This window comes from Actinomycetospora chlora (assembly GCF_039542135.1).
Lineage (GTDB): Bacteria > Actinomycetota > Actinomycetes > Mycobacteriales > Pseudonocardiaceae > Actinomycetospora > Actinomycetospora chlora.
This window is the reverse complement of the sequence record NZ_BAABHO010000038.1, coordinates 22339-40375: the sequence shown is the minus strand read 5'-3', so window position 1 is coordinate 40375 and position 18037 is coordinate 22339. Positions and strand designations below refer to the sequence as shown.

The 18037-nt window shown below is 74.7% G+C and carries 17 protein-coding genes; 8 read left to right on the top strand and 9 right to left on the bottom strand.

Features of this window, described 5'->3' with window-relative positions; genetic code table 11:
- Window positions 1–39: 39 nt before the first annotated feature.
- Genes ABD994_RS21395 through ABD994_RS21385 form a run of 3 tightly spaced genes read right to left on the bottom strand, consistent with a single transcriptional unit; the run spans window position 40 to window position 3007 of the window.
- The gene (locus tag ABD994_RS21395; protein WP_345419807.1) at window positions 40–900 is read right to left on the bottom strand and encodes an ABC transporter ATP-binding protein; all 861 of its coding nucleotides are present in this window, start codon (window positions 898–900) and stop codon (window positions 40–42) included.
- On the bottom strand, window positions 897–1982 hold the full coding sequence (locus tag ABD994_RS21390; protein ID WP_345419804.1) for a FecCD family ABC transporter permease: 1086 nt from the start codon (window positions 1980–1982) through the stop codon (window positions 897–899). The genes ABD994_RS21395 and ABD994_RS21390 overlap by 4 nt, the downstream gene beginning before the upstream one ends.
- A complete protein-coding gene (locus ABD994_RS21385) occupies window positions 1979–3007 on the bottom strand; it encodes a FecCD family ABC transporter permease (protein WP_345419801.1) in 1029 nt (342 codons plus the stop codon). Before ABD994_RS21385 ends, ABD994_RS21390 begins: the two co-directional genes overlap by 4 nt.
- Before the next feature lie 161 nt (window positions 3008–3168).
- On the opposite strand from ABD994_RS21385, the gene ABD994_RS21380 reads away from it, so the two are divergent.
- A complete protein-coding gene (locus ABD994_RS21380; protein ID WP_345419799.1) occupies window positions 3169–3636 on the top strand; it encodes a BLUF domain-containing protein in 468 nt (155 codons plus the stop codon).
- A 139-nt stretch (window positions 3637–3775) separates the two neighbouring features.
- Complete coding sequence (locus ABD994_RS21375) at window positions 3776–5389, top strand: hypothetical protein (protein WP_345419798.1); 1614 nt, start codon at window positions 3776–3778, stop codon at window positions 5387–5389.
- 196 nt (window positions 5390–5585) lie between these two features.
- Here ABD994_RS21375 and ABD994_RS21370 read toward each other — a convergent pair whose 3' ends face one another.
- Together ABD994_RS21370 and ABD994_RS21365 are read right to left on the bottom strand one after the other, a co-directional pair.
- On the bottom strand, window positions 5586–5885 hold the full coding sequence (locus ABD994_RS21370; protein ID WP_345419795.1) for a hypothetical protein: 300 nt from the start codon (window positions 5883–5885) through the stop codon (window positions 5586–5588).
- A gap of 307 nt (window positions 5886–6192) precedes the next feature.
- Window positions 6193–8616, bottom strand: coding sequence for an FUSC family protein (locus ABD994_RS21365; RefSeq protein WP_345419792.1), 2424 nt, complete (start codon window positions 8614–8616; stop codon window positions 6193–6195).
- Between the two features lie 75 nt (window positions 8617–8691).
- Here ABD994_RS21365 and ABD994_RS21360 point away from each other — a divergent pair, with 75 nt between their 5' ends.
- The 3 genes from ABD994_RS21360 to ABD994_RS21350 all read left to right on the top strand — a co-directional run bounded on the left by ABD994_RS21360 (window position 8692) and on the right by ABD994_RS21350 (window position 12347).
- Complete coding sequence (locus ABD994_RS21360) at window positions 8692–9453, top strand: class I SAM-dependent methyltransferase (protein ID WP_345419789.1); 762 nt, start codon at window positions 8692–8694, stop codon at window positions 9451–9453.
- A gap of 33 nt (window positions 9454–9486) precedes the next feature.
- On the top strand, window positions 9487–11043 hold the full coding sequence (locus ABD994_RS21355; protein ID WP_345419786.1) for a 1,4-alpha-glucan branching protein domain-containing protein: 1557 nt from the start codon (window positions 9487–9489) through the stop codon (window positions 11041–11043).
- Window positions 11044–11117: 74 nt separating this feature from the next.
- On the top strand, window positions 11118–12347 hold the full coding sequence (locus tag ABD994_RS21350) for a glycosyltransferase family 4 protein (protein ID WP_345419783.1): 1230 nt from the start codon (window positions 11118–11120) through the stop codon (window positions 12345–12347).
- Window positions 12348–12475: 128 nt separating this feature from the next.
- Here ABD994_RS21350 and ABD994_RS21345 read toward each other — a convergent pair whose 3' ends face one another.
- Window positions 12476–12739 carry a hypothetical protein gene (locus ABD994_RS21345; protein WP_345419780.1) on the bottom strand — a complete coding sequence of 88 codons (264 nt, stop codon included), beginning with the start codon at window positions 12737–12739 and terminating at the stop codon, window positions 12476–12478.
- A 535-nt stretch (window positions 12740–13274) separates the two neighbouring features.
- Window positions 13275–14021 carry an acyltransferase gene (locus tag ABD994_RS21340; RefSeq protein WP_345419777.1) on the bottom strand — a complete coding sequence of 249 codons (747 nt, stop codon included), beginning with the start codon at window positions 14019–14021 and terminating at the stop codon, window positions 13275–13277.
- Window positions 14022–14045: 24 nt separating this feature from the next.
- Here ABD994_RS21340 and ABD994_RS21335 point away from each other — a divergent pair, with 24 nt between their 5' ends.
- From ABD994_RS21335 to ABD994_RS21325, 3 genes are read left to right on the top strand one after another with little or no spacing between them, the layout of a single operon-like run.
- A complete protein-coding gene (locus ABD994_RS21335) occupies window positions 14046–14906 on the top strand; it encodes a ribokinase (RefSeq protein ID WP_345419775.1) in 861 nt (286 codons plus the stop codon).
- Window positions 14903–15859 (top strand): nucleoside hydrolase, encoded by a 957-nt coding sequence (locus tag ABD994_RS21330; protein WP_345419772.1) that lies wholly within the window; start codon window positions 14903–14905, stop codon window positions 15857–15859. The genes ABD994_RS21335 and ABD994_RS21330 overlap by 4 nt, the downstream gene beginning before the upstream one ends.
- An 8-nt stretch (window positions 15860–15867) precedes the next feature.
- Entirely contained in the window at window positions 15868–16413 is a 546-nt protein-coding gene (locus tag ABD994_RS21325; protein ID WP_345419769.1) for a DUF5709 domain-containing protein, read from the top strand.
- Window positions 16414–16471: 58 nt separating this feature from the next.
- Here the strand turns inward: ABD994_RS21325 and ABD994_RS21320 are convergent, their stop codons facing one another.
- Both ABD994_RS21320 and ABD994_RS21315 read right to left on the bottom strand, forming a co-directional pair.
- On the bottom strand, window positions 16472–16819 hold the full coding sequence (locus ABD994_RS21320) for a TraR/DksA family transcriptional regulator (RefSeq protein ID WP_425550096.1): 348 nt from the start codon (window positions 16817–16819) through the stop codon (window positions 16472–16474).
- Window positions 16816–18036, bottom strand: a complete 1221-nt coding sequence (locus ABD994_RS21315) for a THUMP-like domain-containing protein (RefSeq protein ID WP_345419766.1) — start codon at window positions 18034–18036, stop codon at window positions 16816–16818. Before ABD994_RS21315 ends, ABD994_RS21320 begins: the two co-directional genes overlap by 4 nt.
- Window position 18037: the final 1 nt, after the last annotated feature.

The following is an 18037-nucleotide window of genomic DNA, read 5'->3' as shown; positions in this document are numbered from 1 at the left end:
ATCGTTAGGAGGGCAGGCTCACCTAAGTCGAGCCGTACGTCAATGTGTCTTGTCTGTCCCGACTCGTCCCATCGGCACCACCATGGGCGTTCCGGCCACCGGGTCGGGCACGACCCGGGCCTCGAGCCCGAACACGTCGCGCACCGTCTGTTCGGTCAGCACCTCGTGCGGTGTGCCCGCGACGGCGATCTCGCCGCGGTGCATCGCCACCAGCCGCTGCGCGTACCGCGCCGCGAGGTTGAGGTCGTGCAGCACCATCACGACGGTCCGGCCACGCTCGCGGTGCAGCCGCTCGACGAGCTGGAGGACGTCGACCTGGTGGGCGAGGTCGAGGAACGTCGTGGGCTCGTCGAGCAGGAGCACCTCGGTGCCCTGGGCCAGCGCCATCGAGATCCACACCCGCTGGCGCTGCCCGCCCGAGAGCGTGTCGAGCGTGCGCCCGGCGAACCCGGCCATGTCCGTCCAGTCCAGCGCCTCGGCGACGGCCCCCTCGTCCTCGCGCGACCACTGCCGGAACCAGCGCTGGTGGGGGTGGCGCCCGCGGGCGACGAGGTCGGCGACGGTGATCCCCTCGGGTGCGGTGGGGTCCTGCGGGAGCACGCCGAGGACCGTCGCGACCTCGCGGGACGGCACGGAGTCCAGGCGGCGGCCGTCGAGCAGGACGTGGCCGTGGCGGGGCGCGAGCAGCCGCGCCAGCGTGCGCAGCAACGTCGACTTGCCGCAGCCGTTGGGGCCGATGACGGCGGTGACGGTGCCCGCGACGACGTCGAGGTCGAGACCGTCGGCCCCCCCGACGACGACGGCGTCCCCGTAGCCCACGCGCACGCCCTCGGCGTGCAGGCGGACCCGCTCGGCGTCCGCCGCCACGGGGTGGACGGCGGGTTCGGTCTCGGCACTCACGCGGAGTCCTTCCTCGTCCGGCGGACCAGCAGGTAGAGCAGGTAGGGCGCGCCCAGCACGACGGTCACGACGCCGACGGGGACCTCGCCGCCGAGCACGGTGCGCGCCACCAGGTCGCCGCCGACCACGAGCAGCGCGCCGACGACGGCCGACGCCACCAGGGGCGGGCGCGAGCCCCCCGCCAGGCGCAGCGAGACCTGCGGCACGACCAGCGCGACGAACCGGATCGGCCCGGCCGCGGCCGTCGCCGACGCGGCGAGCACCACCGCGAGCCCGAGCAGCAGCACCCGCGAGCGGTCGACCCGCACGCCGAGGCCGCGGGCGGTGTCGTCGCCGAGGTCGAGGGCGTCGAGACGGAACGCGAGGGCGACCGCGATCGGCACCGCCACGGCGAGCACCACCGCCACCGGCACGACGTGCTCCCAGCCGCGGGCGTTGAGCGACCCCCGCAGCCACACCATCGCGAGCCCGGCCTGCTGGATGTTCGCCAGCACCAGCAGCCACGACGTCACCGACACCAGCGCGACGCTGATCCCCAGCCCCACGAGGATGAACCGGAACGCGTCGAGCCCCTGCCGGTAGGCGAGGACGACGACGAGCGTCGCCGCGAGCAGGCCGCCGACCAGCGCGGCGAGGGGCAGGCCGAGCGCCACGAGGATGCCGACGGCCGAGCCGCCGGTGCCGCCCAGCACGAGCACCGCGAGCGCGGCGACGGCCGCCCCGTCGGTGACGCCGAGGACGTCCGGGCTGGTCAGCGGGTTGCGGGCGACGCCCTGGGTGATCGCGCCGGCGACGCCCAGCGCGGCCCCGACCAGCGCCCCGCACAGCACCCGGGGCAGCCGCAGCTGCGTGACCACGAACGTCTCGCCGCGGCTGCCGCCCCCGGCCAGCACCCGCAGGACGTCGCCGACGGAGATCGGGTAGTCCCCGCGCCCGATGCTGATCGCGCCCACGAGCACGAGCACGGCGGCGGCGACGAGCACGAGGGCCGCGCCGCGGGGACGCCAGACCGCCGACACCGGACCGGCGCGCAGCGGGCGCCGGCCCGACACCCCGGTCGCGGTGCGGGTCGGGGCGCTCACAACCGCACCGACCGTTTGCGGACCAGGGCGATGAAGAACGGCGCGCCGACGATGCCGAGCACGATCCCCACGGCGAGCTCGCCGGGGCGCACCACCACGCGGCCCACGACGTCGGCGGCCAGCACGAGCACGGCGCCCACCACCGCGGCGAGCGGGAGCAGGCGCCCGTGCGCGGGCCCGACGAGCGAGCGCACGATGTGCGGCGCGATGAGGCCGACGAAGCCGATCGGCCCGCTGACCGCGACGGACGCCCCGGCGAGCAGGGTGATCGCGGCGAGACCGACGACCCGGGCGCGGGTCACGTGCTGCCCGAGCGCGCGGGCGCTGTCCTCCCCGAGCGCCAGGACGTCGAGCGCGCGGGCGTTGGCGCCGGCCAGGACCAGCCCCGCGACCACGAACGGGAGCACCTGCAGCGTCAACGCGGCCCCGCGGTCGTCGAGCGCGCCGGCCGCCCAGAAGCGGTAGGCGTCGAGCGAGGGGCCGTCGCCGAGGACCAGCCCCGAGGTGATCGCGAGCAGCAGTTCGGAGACCGCGAGCCCGGCCAGCGCCAGCGTCACCGGCGTGGGCCCGCCGCGGCTCGCGGCGCCCAGCGAGAAGACGATCAGTGCGGCCAGCGCGGCGCCCGCGAAGGCGAACCAGAGGTACCCGTAGACGTCGGTGACCCCGAGGATCGTCGTCGCGAGCACGACGCAGAAGGCGGCACCGCCGCTGATGCCGAGCAGCGCGGGGTCGGCGAGCGGGTTGCGGGTGTGGCCCTGCATGAGTGTACCCGCGACGCCCAGGGACGCGCCGACCATGAGGCCGAGCAACGTGCGCGGCAGGCGCAGCTCCCGGACGACGATGTCGGCGGGCGAGCCGGTCGGCGCGACCAGCGCCTGCCAGACCTGCCCGAGCGTGGTGGGCCCGGACCCGATCGCGATGCTCAGCGCGACGCAGACCAGCAGCGCGCCCGCCGCGAGCCCCAGCGCGAGCCACGGCCGGGTGCGCCGGCGCACCGGTGCCCGCGCGACGGCCGTCGGGACCACGGCGCACCTCTCGATCGACTCCTGGTGTGCTTAGGCGAACCTAACAGGAGCGCGGGGAGCAGGCCGAACCGTCGAGATCGTTCACCGGCGGACGGGTGTGGTCGGGCTCACGCATCCGCTAGCGTCCTCGGCGGCGCAGGACCCACCACGGAGGAGACGAGATGGCGGACGCGGCGACGGCCGGGCCGGTGTTCCGGCTGATGTACTCGAGCCACCTGCGGATCCCCGAGCACGAGCGCAAGGCCGAGCTCGGCGCGATCTTCTCCACCGCGCGGTCGAACAACAAGCGCCGGGACGTCACGGGTGCCCTGCTGGTGTGGCACGACAGCGTCGTCCAGGCCCTCGAGGGCGACGAGGCCACCGTCCGCGAGCTGTACGAGACCATCCACCGGGACACGCGCCACGAGCGGATCACGCTGCTCGAGGAGGGCACGGTGCCGGAGCGGACGTTCGGGCGCTGGTCGATGGCACGCGTGTCGGACGACGACGACGAGCCCGACATCCCGCTGCTCATGAACCGCGACAAGGGCGGCATCTCCCCCGCCGCCCCGCGCGCCACCACCCCCGAGGAGGACGCGGTCGTGGCGACGATGCGCGAGTACGCCCGGGGGTCGGCGCAGCCGGCCTGACACACCGCGCCAGCCGTCACCTTCTCGCCCTGCCGGTGGCATCGAGAGACCGGATCAGCGGCTGTCCGTCGCGCCCAGTGTGAGTTGACTGGGGCTTCTGGGTCGATGACGACCCGGGAGCGCGACGGGGGGAGCGGCTGTGGCCGACGTCAACGACAGGTGGTCCGGCGGGATACTCGATGAGATCAGCGTGCGGTCGGAGGCACGAGAGCCGGTATCAGACTCGACTCTCGGCATCTCCGTTCCGTCGACGCCCGAAAGAACGACTCCGAAGAACCGGCTCGTCACCATCGGCGACTCACTGACCCACGGTTTCCAGTCCGGGGCGATCTACAACACCGGGCTGTCCTATTCCGCGACCATCGCCTATGAGCTGGGCTGGAGAGACTTCACCTACCCGCGCTACGGTGGGCCGGGCGGCGGCTTGCCCTTGAACATCGAACTGCTCCTGCGCCATCTCGTGGACAAGTATGGCAAGAAGCTGTCGTTGTGGGAGGCGCCACTGGCCGTCTTCGACGTGCAGCGCTATCTCGACCAGAACGAGGACTACTGGGAGCGAGGAGACGGCTCGCACTACCTGAAGGAGTCGTCGGCCAGAAATCACGCACTCGCTGTCTTCGGCTACGACATCCGCGACGCGCTCGAATGGACAGCGAACAAGTGCATCGAGGAACTGGGGCGGAGCCCGTCATCAGATCGCTACTGGAGCCTCGTGCCCGACAACGCGATCCACCGGGCGGCTCTACGCGTCTTCCCGACCGGTGACAGCTCCGCCCGCGACAAGACGCTCCTCGATCTAGCTCGCGACTTCGGCGACGAGGTCCACGGAGACGCGACCGCAGGGATCGAGACCCTTGTGGTGTTCCTGGGCGCCAACAACGTACTACCTACCGCACTGCATCTCGACATCAAGCCGAGTGGCGACGACTACCAAGACCTCCACAAGAAGAACGAGTACACGATCTGGCGGCCGAGTCACTTCAGCGCTGAACTGAAGCTCCTCGCCGAAGAAGTCCGAAGCGTCAAGGCTCGCCATGTCATCTGGTGCACTGTCCCCCACGTGACCGTCGTCCCGGTGATGCACGGTGTCGGCACGAGAAAGACACGCCGGGGCTCGCGGTATTTCCCGAACTACACCAGTGTCTACATCGCGGATGCCGACTTCGACGAGGACCGCGATCGGAACCTGACCGACGAGGACGCCCGTCTCATCGACAGCGTGATCGATGAGTACAACGATTCGATCACCGAGGTCGTGCGACGTGCGCGGGCCGGCGACGGCGACGAGACGCCGCGGGACTGGCACCTCCTCGACGTCGCGGGCCTCTTGGACCGCCTCGCGCAGCGTCGCTACATCGCAGACCGTCGTGCCAGGCCGGAATGGTGGACGCCGTACGAAATGCCTCCAGCCCTGGCTGATCTGCGGCCGACGGTCACGTCCGAGTACATCGAGGCGACCGAGTGTGGAGGGCGCGCACGTGGAGGGCTGTTCTCGCTCGACGGGGTGCACCCCACGACCGTCGGCTATGGACTGATCGCTCAAGAGATGATCGACATCATGTCGAAGGCGGGTGTGGTGTTCCGTACCCAGAACGGCGACGAGCGTCGCGGGCCCGTCAAGGTCGACTTCGAGCGGCTACTGATGCACGACACCTTGGTGAGCCGGCCACCGGCCAACCTGTACGGAGGCCTCGGCACGCTGCAATCGATCTACCACCGCTTCCCTGTGATCGGCCGCGTCCTGCCGCACTGATCACCCCCGGGATCGCCCCTCCCGGCCGGGGCGGCCCTCGGCGACCTGCCGCACTTCGGTGCCATCGCCGTATGGGGCGTCACCTGGATCGTGCTGGGCGCGACGCTCATCGCGTCGCCCCGGGCGTGAGCGTCCCGGACGCACACGGGCCCGGCCCCCCGATCGGTGGGGCCGGGCCCGTGGCGTCGGTGCGAGGTCAGAGGTTCACGGTGAGGTGGTTCCCGCTGACGTTGTCGTTGAGGATGTTGGTGCAGGTGAGGTTGAGCAGGTTCGAGCCGCCGACGGGCGCCTGCGCGAGGGTGTTGGCCAGCGAGTCGCCGCTGATGTCGCCGTTCGCGGTCGCCTCGCCGCCGGTGACGTTGCAGTCGTTGTCGGAGCTCGAGTGCGACTCGTGGTGGTCCGAGTCGTGGCTGCACTCGGTCGCGGACGCGAACGGCGCGGCGGCGAGCAGGCCGGCGGCGACGCCGACGGTCACGACGCCCATCTTCTTGAACACGTGGACTCCTTCGGGTGCGTGTCGGGGGAGCGGGACGGTCCGGCACCTCAGCAACGGCCGTCCCCGTCGTCGCGCCGGGCCGGTGGGACCCGCGGTGACGCGACCACTCAACGAGGGGGGTCTCGACGGGGTTACGCACCGGGGTCGAGAACTACTCTCCGTCGAGATGACCCGTCGACGTCGTTCTTGCTCCCACGATCGCGCACCCTCAGTGCTCTCTTCGGACCAGCGAGAACGCTGAGGACGTGAGTGCTTCCGGCCGAGCAGGTGGTGACGCAGCGCACAGGACCGTCCGGCGCCGAACGAGCTACGCGACGGCGCGCACCGACGCCGGGGCCCGGACGGCCGCGCGGGCCGGCGCGACGGCCGGCCGCATGCTCCGCCCCGGCAGGACGACGTCGCCGACGACCTCGGCGTCGGCGGCGAGGCGCACCGCGGTCGGGCCGACGTCCGTGCCGCGGGCCGGCACCACGACGAGCTGCGCGCCCGGCGCCGCGGGCGCGGGCAGCACGAACCCGCCGTCATCCGTCGTGGCCACCGGTGTGCCGCCGACACCGTCCCGGTCGACCACGGTCACCGTCGCCCGGGCCGCTCCGAGGTCGGGGCCCAGCACGCGCCCGGACAGCTCCCCGGCCGCGGCGTCGTCGCGGAGGTAGCCCCGCACCCCGGCGAGGGCGACGACCGCCTCGTGGAGACAGCGCAGCTCCCGCACGACCGGGCCGTCGGGTCGGCGCGCGACGAGGTCCCCGACGGCGCGGGCGGTGGCACGCGGGACAGCGGGGTCGGGGACCCCGAACCGCTCGACCAGCCGGGCGAGGTGGTGCGCGGCACCGCCGTCGCCGCCGGACCCGGGCGGGAGGGCACGGGTGGCGCGGGCCAGCCGGGCCGCGTGGTGCGCGACGGTGGTCCAGCCGGCCACGCGGCGGCGGGTCTCGCGGTCGGGCACCACCAGCAGCGTGCGGGTGAGCGGGTCGGTGACCGTGAGCATCTGGTGCACCGCGGCGTCGAGCGACCGCGCGTCGGCCCCGAGATCGACGCCGGGCGCCGGGTGCCGCAGCCACGTGTCGACGTCGTCGAGCAGCATCGTCAGCCGCTCGACCATCACGCGCCGCGCACCCGCGGCCGCGTCGCGCGCCCGCGTGGGGACGACGAGCAGCGCGACGACCGCCCCGAGCGCGCCGCCGAGCAGCGTCTCGCCGAGCCGCAGGACCATGAGGCCCGGCGTGAAGCTGCCGAGCAGGGAGTACAGCTCGCCGACGAGCAACGTGATGAAGAAGATCATCAAGGCGTACGACACCTTGAAGAGGTAGAAGCCGAGGAAGACGCTCACGAGCATCACCGGCACGGCCACCGCGGGCGAGCCGCCGGTGAGCGCGGCCAGCGGGATCGCCGCCACCAGCCCGATCATCGTCCCGACGACCCGGTGCCCGGCCTTCCGGACCGTCTCGGCCGCGGTGGCCGTCCCGGTGAACGCGAGGAACGCGGCGAGGACGGCCCAGTACCAGCGCTGGCCGGAGACCGCGTCGCCGAGCGCGACCGCCAGCGCCGTCGCCAGCCCGACCTGCAGCGCCTGCCGCGTCGTCGGGCTCAGGCGCGCGACCCAGGAGGACGGCACGGTCCCGTCGACCGCGGCGTCACGCATCGCCGCGACGGTGACGCCGGAGCCGGGCAGGAAGCCGCCGAAGAGCTCGACGGCGGGGCTGAAGGGAACGTCGGAGCCCTCGTGGGCGTCGGAGCCGCGCACAGCGGCGGTCCACGCCTCCCGCGCGTCGAGCAGCCCGCCCACGGCCGCGCGGACAGGCGCCGCGCGGTCGCCGTCGAGCCCCGCGGCGGCCGCCGCGGCCCGGTCCCAGTGCCCGGCGCCCAGCAGGCCGAGGAGGTCGCGGACGTCGGCGGTGCCGTCCCGCCCGGCCAGCCGCCGGACGGCGTCGACGACCGCGCGCGTGGCCAGCTCCCCGTCGATGACGGCGTGCCGCACGGCGCGAGCGTGGGCGTCGTGGGCCACCGCCCCGGGGCTCGCGAGCTGGCCCTCGAGCATCAGCGCGGCCTCGGTGAGCGCGGTCAGCCGGTCGTGCAGCCGGTCGGCGACGCGCTCGTCACCCGGCGCGTCGAGCAGCTCCCCCGCGGCCGCGACGGCGCCCTGCACCCGCGCGGTGAAGGCGCGCACGGTGCGGCGCAGCACGCGGTCGTGGCGCACGGGCAGCACCACCAGCGACAGCAGCGTGGCCCACGCGAACCCGACGCCGACGGCCAGCAGGATCGCGGGCACCTGCTCGGGGCGCAGGCCGAGGAACAGGGCGAAGAAGTAGCCCATGAACGTGACCATGCCGCCGATGAAGTACCGCGGCCCGTAGCGGCGGATGACCACCGCCACCATCATGACCAGCACGAACGTCGCCAGCGACAGCACGCGGACGCGGTCGACGAGCAGCGCGGTGCCCATGCCGGCGAGCAGGAAGAGCGACATCACGCCCAGCGTCGCGGCCCGTCCGCGGCGGGTGGGGTCGGCGACGCCGAACGCGGCCATCATCGCGATGACCCCGCCGAGCATCATCGGTACGAGCGCGCTCGGCGCCCCGACGAGGTGGGCGACGACGAGCTCGACCACCAGCGCCGACCCGACCCCCACCGTGGCCCGCCCGGCCGCGGAGAGGCGGACCAGACCCGGGTCGGACGCCACCAGCCGGAGACGCCACTCGTGCAGCTGCGCGACGACGCGGGATAGTTGCACACGCTAAGCATATGGTCCGTCGCCGCCGGTGGCCCGCCCACGCGACGCTCCTCACGGGCGGCAGACTGGCCGCCCGTGGACGACGTCGACGCCCTGCCCCTGACCGGAGAGCGCACGGTGCCGGGCCTCGACGTCGAGAACTACTGGTTCCGGCGCCACGAGGCGGTCTACCGCGCGCTCGCCCCGGGGTGCGCCGGGGCGGTCGTGCTCGACGCCGGCGTCGGCGAGGGCTACGGGGCGGCCCTGCTGGCGTCGTCGGCGCGGCGGGTGGTCGGGCTGGAGCTGGACCCGGCCGTCGCGGCGCACGTGGCCCGGCGGTACGCGACGGTGGACGTGGTCCGGGCCGACCTCCAGGCGTTCCCGCTGGCCGACCGCAGCGTCGACGCCGTGGTGACGCTGCAGGTGGTCGAGCACCTCGGGGACCAGCCCGGGTTCCTCGCCGAGTGCGCCCGCGTCCTGCGTCCCGGCGGGCGGCTGCACTGCGCGACGCCCAACCGCCTGACCTTCTCCCCCGGCGCGGGCCCCGACGACCGCCCGCTCAACCCGTTCCACACCCGGGAGCTGACGGGCGCCGAGCTGGCGTCGCTGGTCACCGGCGCCGGCCTGGAGCTCGAGGCCGTGCTGGGCCTGCACCACGGGCCGGCGCTGCGGGCGCTCGACGCCCGCCACGGCGGCTCGCTCATCGACGCCCAGATCGCGCTGGCCCTGTCCGGCGATCCCTGGCCGGCCGACCTGGCCGCCGACGTCGCCGCCGTGACCGCCCACGACTTCGTGCTGCGCGCCGGGGACGTCGACGCCTCGCTGGACCTGCTCGTCACGGCCGTGCCGCCGCGTTGAGACACTGCCCTCCCGAGCGTTGGGAGGGCGTGCGTGACCCGGGAGCCGGTGGGGACGTTCTGCCTGGTGCTGCACTCGCACCTGCCGTGGCTGCTGCGCCACGGCGCCTGGCCCGTCGGCGAGGACTGGCTCTACCAGGCGTGGGCGCACTCGTACCTGCCCGTCGTCGAGACGCTCGAGCGCCTCGCCGGCCGCGGCCGGCGGGACCTGCTGACCCTCGGCGTCACCCCCGTCCTCGCCGCCCAGCTCGACCACCCGGCGGCGCTGCGGGCGATGCACACCTGGCTCGCGGACTGGCAGCTGCGGGCTCACGAGGCCCACGTGACCGACCCTGCGCTGTCCACCCGCGAGCACCGCGCGGCCGCGCACGCGCTCGCGGTCTTCGAGCGCGACTGGCGCCACGGCGCGTCGCCGGTCCTGCGCCGGCTCGGCGACGACGGCGTCGTCGAGCTGCTCGGCGGGCCCGCGACCCACCCGTTCGCGCCGCTCCTGCCCGGTCGCGTGCGCCGCTTCCTGCTGGACGCCGGGCTGCGCGACGGCGCCCTGCGGCTGGGCCGGCGGCCGGCGGGCATCTGGGCGCCGGAGTGCGGCTACGCGCCGGGCCTGGAGCAGGACTACGCCGCGGCGGGCGTCGAGCGCTTCCTCGTCGACGGACCGGCGCTGCGCGGGGACACCGCCGCCGCGCACCCCGTCGACGGCACCGACGTGGTCGCCTTCGGTCGCGACCTCGAGGTGACCTACCGCGTCTGGTCGCCGCGGGCCGGCTACCCGGGCGCCGCGGACTACCGCGACTTCCACACCTACGACCACGCCACCGGCCTCAAGCCCGCCCGCGTCACCGGCCGGCGCGTCGCCCCCGGGGCCAAGTCGCCCTACGACCCCGACCGCGCCGCGGCGGCGGTGGCCCGGGACGCGGCGGACTTCGTCGACGTCGTCCGCACGCGGCTGGACGACCTGCGCGCGCGGCGGGGACGACCCGGGCTGGTGGTCAGCGCGTTCGACACGGAGCTGTTCGGGCACTGGTGGCACGAGGGCCCGGCCTGGCTCGAGGCCGTGCTGAGCGCGCTGCCCGAGGCCGGGGTGCGGGTGACGACCCTGCGCGGCGCGGTCGAGGCCGGGCACGTCGAGGAGCCGGTGGTGCTGCCGGCGTCGTCGTGGGGGTCGGGCAAGGACTGGCGGGTGTGGGACGGGCTCGCGGTTCGTGACCTCGTCGCCGACAACGCCGACGTCGCCCGCCGCCTGCTCGCCGCGGTCGACGGGGCGCCGGCGACGGCCGGCCGCGACGCGACCCTCGACGCCCTGGCCACCCAGGCGGCGCTGGCGCTGTCGAGCGACTGGGCGTTCATGGTCACCAAGGACTCCGCGGCGCACTACGCCCGCCGCCGCGCGGCGCAGCACCGCGACCGCGTCCGCGAGCTGACCGACCTGCTCCCGGCCGGCCGGCACGCCGAGGCCGCGGCCCGCGCCGCCGCCTTCGCGGCCCAGGACGACCCCTTCGGCCGCCTCGACGCCCGCGCGCTGCGCCGCCACCCACCCGGTGACCGCGGTCGCACCACCCTTACCTACTCCGGAGTAGGGTCGCTCGCCTGAGATGTCAGCCTGGCGTCCACGCTGACGCTCAACGTCAGGAAATCCGCCTCGATCTTCGACGTGAGGGGCCGCCGGTGCGGGTGCTGATGCTGTCCTGGGAGTACCCGCCGGTCGTGGTCGGCGGATTGGGACGCCACGTGCACGCGCTGGCCGAGGCGCTCGGGGACGCCGGGCACGACGTGGTCGTCGTCGCCCGCCACCCCGCCGGCACGGACGCCGAGACCCACCCCACGACGCTCGAGCGGGTCGGGCCCGTCCGGGTGCTGCGCGTCGCCGAGGACCCGCCGCACCTCGAGTTCGTGCGCGACCTCGTCGCCTGGACGCTCGGCATCGGGCACGCAATGCTCCGCGCGGCCCTGCCGCTGCTGCGCGACTGGACCCCCGACGTCGTCCACGCCCACGACTGGCTGGTCGCCCACGGGGCCATCGCCCTGGCCGACCTCACCGGCGCCCCGCTCGTCGCGACCCTGCACGCGACCGAGGCCGGCCGGCACGGCGGCTGGCTCTCCCAGCCGCTCAACCAGCAGGTGCACTCCGTGGAGTGGTGGCTCGCGCGACGCGCCGACACCGTCGTCACGTGCTCGGCGTCGATGCGCGGCGAGGTGTCCGGCCTGTTCGACCTCGACCCCGACGACGTCGCCGTCGTGCACAACGGCATCGACCCGTCCGGCTGGTCCCGCGCGAGCGGGCGGACCGACGGCGCCCCGACCCTGCTCTACCTCGGCCGCCTCGAGTGGGAGAAGGGCGTCCACGACCTCGTGGCCGCGCTGCCGGCGATCCGGCGCGCCCACCCCGGCACGCGGCTGCTGGTCGCCGGCACCGGCTCGTGCAGCGACTGGCTGGCCGAGCGCGCCCGCGCCGCTCGCGTCCGGCGGTCGGTGCGCCTGCTCGGGCACGTCGACGACGCCGTGCTGCGCGAGCTGCTCGCGACGGCCGACGCCGCCGTGCTGCCCAGCCGCTACGAGCCGTTCGGCATCACCGCGCTCGAGGCCGCGGCGGCCGGGGCCCCGCTCGTGGCGTCACGCGCGGGCGGGCTGGGCGAGGTGGTGGTCGACGGCGTGACGGGCCTGTCGTTCGACCCCGGCGACGTGCCCGGCCTCGCCGCGGCCGTGGTGCGCTGCCTCGACGACCCGGGCGCCGCCGCCGACCGGGCCCGGGCCGCCCGCGGCCGGCTGGCCACCGACTTCGCCTGGCCCGCGATCGCACGGCACACCGCCGACCTCTACGCCGCCGCCCGCTCCGGCCCGCCCCGCGTGCTCGGCCGCCCCAAGATCCCCACCGGGAACGTCTTCGGCTCCGTGTGACCGAGAGCCGTCACGGGCCGCACTGACGTGTCGGGAAGTACGGGACCCCGAACGTCCCCGCTCGGCAGGATCGATGAGGCAGACTCGGCCGGGGTCACCGGACTCGGTCACGACTCCCACGCGAGTCCCTAGTCGTCGTCGCCCACCTTGTTGTAGAAGCTGAAGGTGACGGTCGCCAGATCGTCGGACCCGACGGTCTCGACGTTCCTCATCTGGACGGCCATGACGAACGGCCCGGGATACGACGAGTTGTGCCTCGGCACCATGAAGTCCACCGACTTGGAATCGTCAAGGTCGGAGGTGTCCTCCGTCGCACCTTCGTAGAAGTAGGTGTTTCCAGAGATGTGCACGCGCTTGTCCGACTCGGCGAGGGCGTACATATCCATCTCCACTCGGCACTCACCACCCCACTTGACCGCAGGAATGTTCAGAGGAACCCAGGTCGGGTCCCCGACTCGCAGTTAACGGTCCAGCTCGTGCACCGTGTGCGTCCACTCGTCCGAGCCGAAGTCCTCGGCGTCCTTGCCGTCGACGCGCACGGTCCCTGAGAGGTCTCGATAGTCGGTCATCTTCTCCCCCTGTACTCGGTGGTCACCACGCCGGCGACCATCGATGAAATTAGGCACCGAACCGTGGGGAAACCACAGGATCGCGAACAAAGGGGAAGAAGTGACTATGTGTCGACGTCCATGGCCTTTCCCGACCGTCGTCTTCACCCAGAAGACGGCCGGCCTTCCAGGCTTGGTAGGTAAGATGCGATACGTCGTATCGTCTCTGGGGGCTTCCGTAATCGCCCGGAAGCTCCCAGCATCCGCCCGGAAGGCCGCCGCGTCCGATTCGGTGCAATGACCGCACGCGCCGTCCTACTCAGAGCCCGACCATCGCCTCTTTCGGGTGCGGGCTGCACCGACCGTGGCCGGACCCCAGTCATGTCGGGCGGGCCGGCTCCCCCGCCGAGGTGCCGGGGGCACCGTCCGTGGAGGCGGCCGCCTGGCCCGCCGCCAGGGCCGTCTTGCGGGCGATGTCGGCGAGGGCCTCGCGCTGCGCCGCCGCGGCCTCGTAGTCGGCCATCCGGTCCCGCACGACGCGGGCCGGGGCCCCGACGGCCACCGCCCAGTCCGGGACGTCGCCCCGCACCACCGCGTGGGCGCCGAGCACGCAGCCGCGCCCCACCCGGGCGCCGCGCAGCACGGTCACCTTGGTGCCGATCCACGTCTCCGGCCCGACGCGCACCGGCGACTTGACGATCCCCTGGTCCTTGATCGGGGCGTGCACGTCGGCGTAGCGGTGGTCGAAGTCGCAGACGTAGATCCAGTCCGAGAGCAGCGTGGCCTCGCCGAACTCGATGTCGAGGTAGCAGTTCACGGTGTTCTCGTTGCCGAACACCGCCTTGTCGCCGATGCGCAGCGAGCCCTCGTGGCACCGCAGGCGGGTGTGGTCGCCGATGTGAACGAACCGCCCGATCTCCAGGCGCCCGAAGCCCTCGCGCGCCTCGAGCGACACGCCCTTGCCCAGGAACACCAGCCCGTGCAGCACGATGTGCGGCTGGCGCACGCGGACCTTGAGCATCCGCCAGTAGCGCACCAGGTAGAACGGCGTCCACGCGCGGTGGCGCACGATCCAGCGCAGCGAGGCCCACGTGAGCAGTCGCGGCTGGCGCGGATCCGACCTCACGGACACGAACCCTACGATCGCCCCGTGTCCCGCCCCGGCCCGAGGGTCCCGCCGACCGCGGCGGTCGTCGGCAGCGTCAACCTCGACCTCGTCGCGCGGCTGGAACGCCTGCCCGCCGCCGGGGAGACCCTGAGCGCCCGCGGCGTCACCCGCGTGCCCGGCGGCAAGGGCGCCAACCAGGCGCTCGCCGCCGCGCGGCTGGGCGCCCGGGTGCGCCTGTTCGCCGCCGTCGGCGACGACCCGCTCGCCGGCGAGGCCCTCGCCCTCCTGCGCGACGCCGGCGTCGACCTCGCGGCCGTCACCGTCGCCGACGGCCACCCCACCGGCACGGCGATGATCCAGGTCGACGACGACGGCGAGACCACCATCGTCGTCGACGCCGGCGCCAACGCCGCCCTCACCGTCCGCGCCGGGGATCTCGACGCCGACGTCGTCCTCACCGTCCTCGAGGTGCCCGACGAGGCCGTGGCCACCGCGATGGCCGCCCCCGGCTTCACGGTGCTCAACGCGGCCCCCGCCCGCGCCGTCCCCGGCGACGTCCTCGCGGGCGTCGACCTGCTCTGCGTCAACGCCACCGAGCACGGCGTGCTCGCCGCCCACGCCGACCTCGACGGTGTCGCCGCCGTCGCGGTCACCCACGGCGCGGCCGGGGCGGAGCTGCGCCGTCGCGGGCGCCTGGTCGCCCGCGCCGCGCCCCCGCGCGTCGACGCCGTCGACGGCACGGCCGCCGGCGACGCCTTCACCGCGGCCCTCGCCCTGGCGCTCGCCACCGGCCTCGACGACGACGCCGCCCTGCGCCGCGCCTGCCGGGCCGGCGCCCTCGCCGCCACCCGGTCCGGTGCGCAGCCGTCGCTGCCGACGCTCGCCGAGGTGGACGTCCCGTGATCCCGCTGGTCGTCGACACCGACCCGGGTGTCGACGACGCCTACGCGATCGCGCTGGCCGCCCGCGCCCCCGAGGCCGACCTGCGGGCCGTGACGGCCGTGTTCGGCAACGTGGACCTGCCCACCACCACGACCAACGCCCGCCGGCTGCTCGGCATGCTCGGGCGCGGCGACGTGCCCCTCGGCGTCGGTGCGGACCGTCCGTTGGTCCACCCCGTCACGCAGCGTGCCGCCGACGTCCACGGCGACGACGGGCTCGGCGGGGTGGCCGAGCGCTTCGGCCCGCTCGGGCCGGAGCCGGCCGGGCGGGCGCTCGACGTCGTCGCGGGCGTCCTCGAGACCTCGTCCGAGCCCGTCGTGCTCGCCGCGATCGGCCCGCTCACCGACGTCGCGCTGCTGCTGGCGACGCGCCCGGACCTCACCGGGCGGATCGGCCGGCTCGTCGTCATGGGCGGGTCGGTCGGCATCGGCGGCAACGTCAGCGCCGCCGCGGAGTTCAACGTCTGGTCCGACCCCGAGGCCGCCCGCCGCGTCCTCGTCGAGGAACGGGTGCCGACGACGCTGGTGCCGCTCGACCTGACCCACGTCGTCACCGTGGACCGCTCGTGGCTCGAGGCGCTCGCCGCGTCCGGCCCGCTCGGCGAGGCCCTGGCCGCGACGCGCCACGTCTACGGACACGGGGAGGCCCTGCGTGTGGACCGCGTCCCCATCCACGACGCGGTCGCGCTCCTGGAGGCCGTCGTCCCCGGGACGCTGGCGACCGTGCCGCTGGAGCTCGAGGTCGACACGTCGCTCGGCCCGTCACGGGGGCTCGTGCTCGCCGACCGCCGCGGGCGCGCCCCCGGGGGTCACACCGTCGACGTCGCGGTGCCGGACGGCACCGACGTCGACGGCGTCCGCGCGGCGCTGCTGCGGCGGCTGAGCGGCGACATGCCCGTCCGGCCGCGCGGGTAGCCCGCCGCATGACCGAGCCCGAGCAGAGCGACGAGATCCCCGAGGAGCCCGACCTGGGTGCGAGCGTGCAGCTGGAGTCCGGCGAGACGCTCGACGGCCGGCCCGGCACCGACGGCCTCGACGCGGGCGTCGTCGCCCCGAACCGGCCCTTCGGCCTCGACGATCCCGACACCACGCCCGAGGGCCAGCGCGAGCGCGAGACGATCGACGACCGCCTGGCCCGCGAGATCCCCGACGACACCGGCGGCGCGGCCACCGCGCCCGGCCCCGAGCTCTCCGAGGGCGAGATCGGGTCCGAGGCCGGCCAGGGCCGCAGCGGGCGCCTCGCGGCGGCCGAGCCCGACCCCGACCAGGTGCCCGGACGGTCGCTGGCCGCGATCGACGAGGGCATCTCGGGGGGCGCGGCGTCCGCGGAGGAGGCGGCGATGCACGACATCACCGAGGACGAGCTCGTCGACCTCGACGACCCCGGCGAGCCGGTCGACGGACCCGACGTGCGCCTGCGCGGCGACGACGTCGACCCCGCGAGCGGGGTCCCCGAGAACCGGCTCTGACACCCGGCACACCGCGGCCCGGCACCGATCCGCTCGGTACCGGGCCGCGGTGCGTCGGTCAGCTGTCGGCGTGCTCCCGACAGGTGTCGGCCTGGGCGCGGGCCTCGAGACGCTCGTCGTCGATCTCCCGGCCGCACACCCGGCAGCGGCCCCAGGTGCCGTCCTCGATCCTCTGCAGCGCCGCGTCGATCTCGGCCGCCTGGCGCTCGCTCTCGTCGGCGAGCCCCTCGCGCTCCATCGTCTCCTCGACCTCGGAGCCGTAGTCCCCGGGGTGCTGGCCGAGCGCGCCCTCCTGCTGCACGGACACCTCCGGCTGGTGCTCCCGCGACCAGGAGCCCATCTCGCGCAGGCGGTCACGCTCCTCGGTCAGCACACGGCGCGCCTTCTCGGCATCCATGGAGCTCACTGCCTCCTCGAACTCGGGTCGGAGGTCGCGGATACCCGGTCGGTGACCGCCTCGCACACGTAGGCCTCCGGGCCGGTCGCGAGGCGGGCGAGGACGACGGTGGCCTCCTCGGCGCCCGCGAGCTTGAGCCGCGGCCGCAGCGCGTTCGGGTCGACGTCGAGGCCGCGGACGAGGATCTCCACGCGCCCGACGTCGCGGGCAGCCAGCGTCCGGCGCAGCGTCTTCTCGGTGTAGCGGCCGTGCTCGAGCACCCGGAACGCCCGGACCCCCGGCGGCCGGGCGTCGCCGGAGAGGTACGCGAGGTGCTCGTCGAGGCGCCACAGCCCGTGCCGCGCGCCGTAGTGGCGCACGAGGCCCGCCCGGACGACCGCGCCGTCGGGGTCGACGATCCACTCCCCCACCGGCGCGACCGGGCAGTCGTCGTCCTCGTCGTCGGTGAGGTCGAACCCGCCACCGCGGGTGGCGAGCACCGTCGCCCGGCGCCGTGCCGTCGCCAGGCCGGGCGACCACAAAGCGGCCTCCCGCACGCGCCCGTCGAGGCTGACGATCTCGATCTCCCCCGCCCAGGGCGCCAGCGCCGGGTCGAGCCCGGGCGCCGTCGACACGACGAGATCGTGGTGGATTTCCTGACGTCGGACGTCAGCGTGGACGCCACGCTGAGACACCAGGGCCAGCTCGTCGAGGGGTGGGGTGAAGTCGGCGGGACGCCAGGTGCGGCGGCCGGCGGCGGTGCGGCGGGCCGGGTCGGCGACGAGCACCGTGCCGCGGGTGACCGGCGCGAGGGCGTCGGCGCGCACCAGCGGCACGCCGGGCACGTTGACCCGCGCCATGGCCAGGCGCACCGGGTCGAGGTCGGAGCCCACGAGCCGCGACGCCGTGTGCCGCAGCGCGTCGAGCTCGGCGCCGATCGAGCACGTCACGTCGTGCACGTCGCGCCCGGCCAGCCGCGCGGCGCGGTGGCGGGCGACCGGCGCGGCGGTGGCCTGCTCCGCGGCGTCGGCGGTCAGCAGCCACCCGTCGGGCACCCGCCCCCGTGCCCGCTCCTGCAGCAGCGCCGTCTCCAGCACCGGCGCGGCCCGGTCGCCGAGCCGCGTCCGCAACATCGAGACGGCCTTGAGCCGGTCGCCGGCGAGCAGCGGTGCCGCCCCCGCGACGGCGTCGCGCCCGGCGTCGGACGCCAGGTACGCGACGTCGTCGAGCGTGAAGCGGTACGTCAAG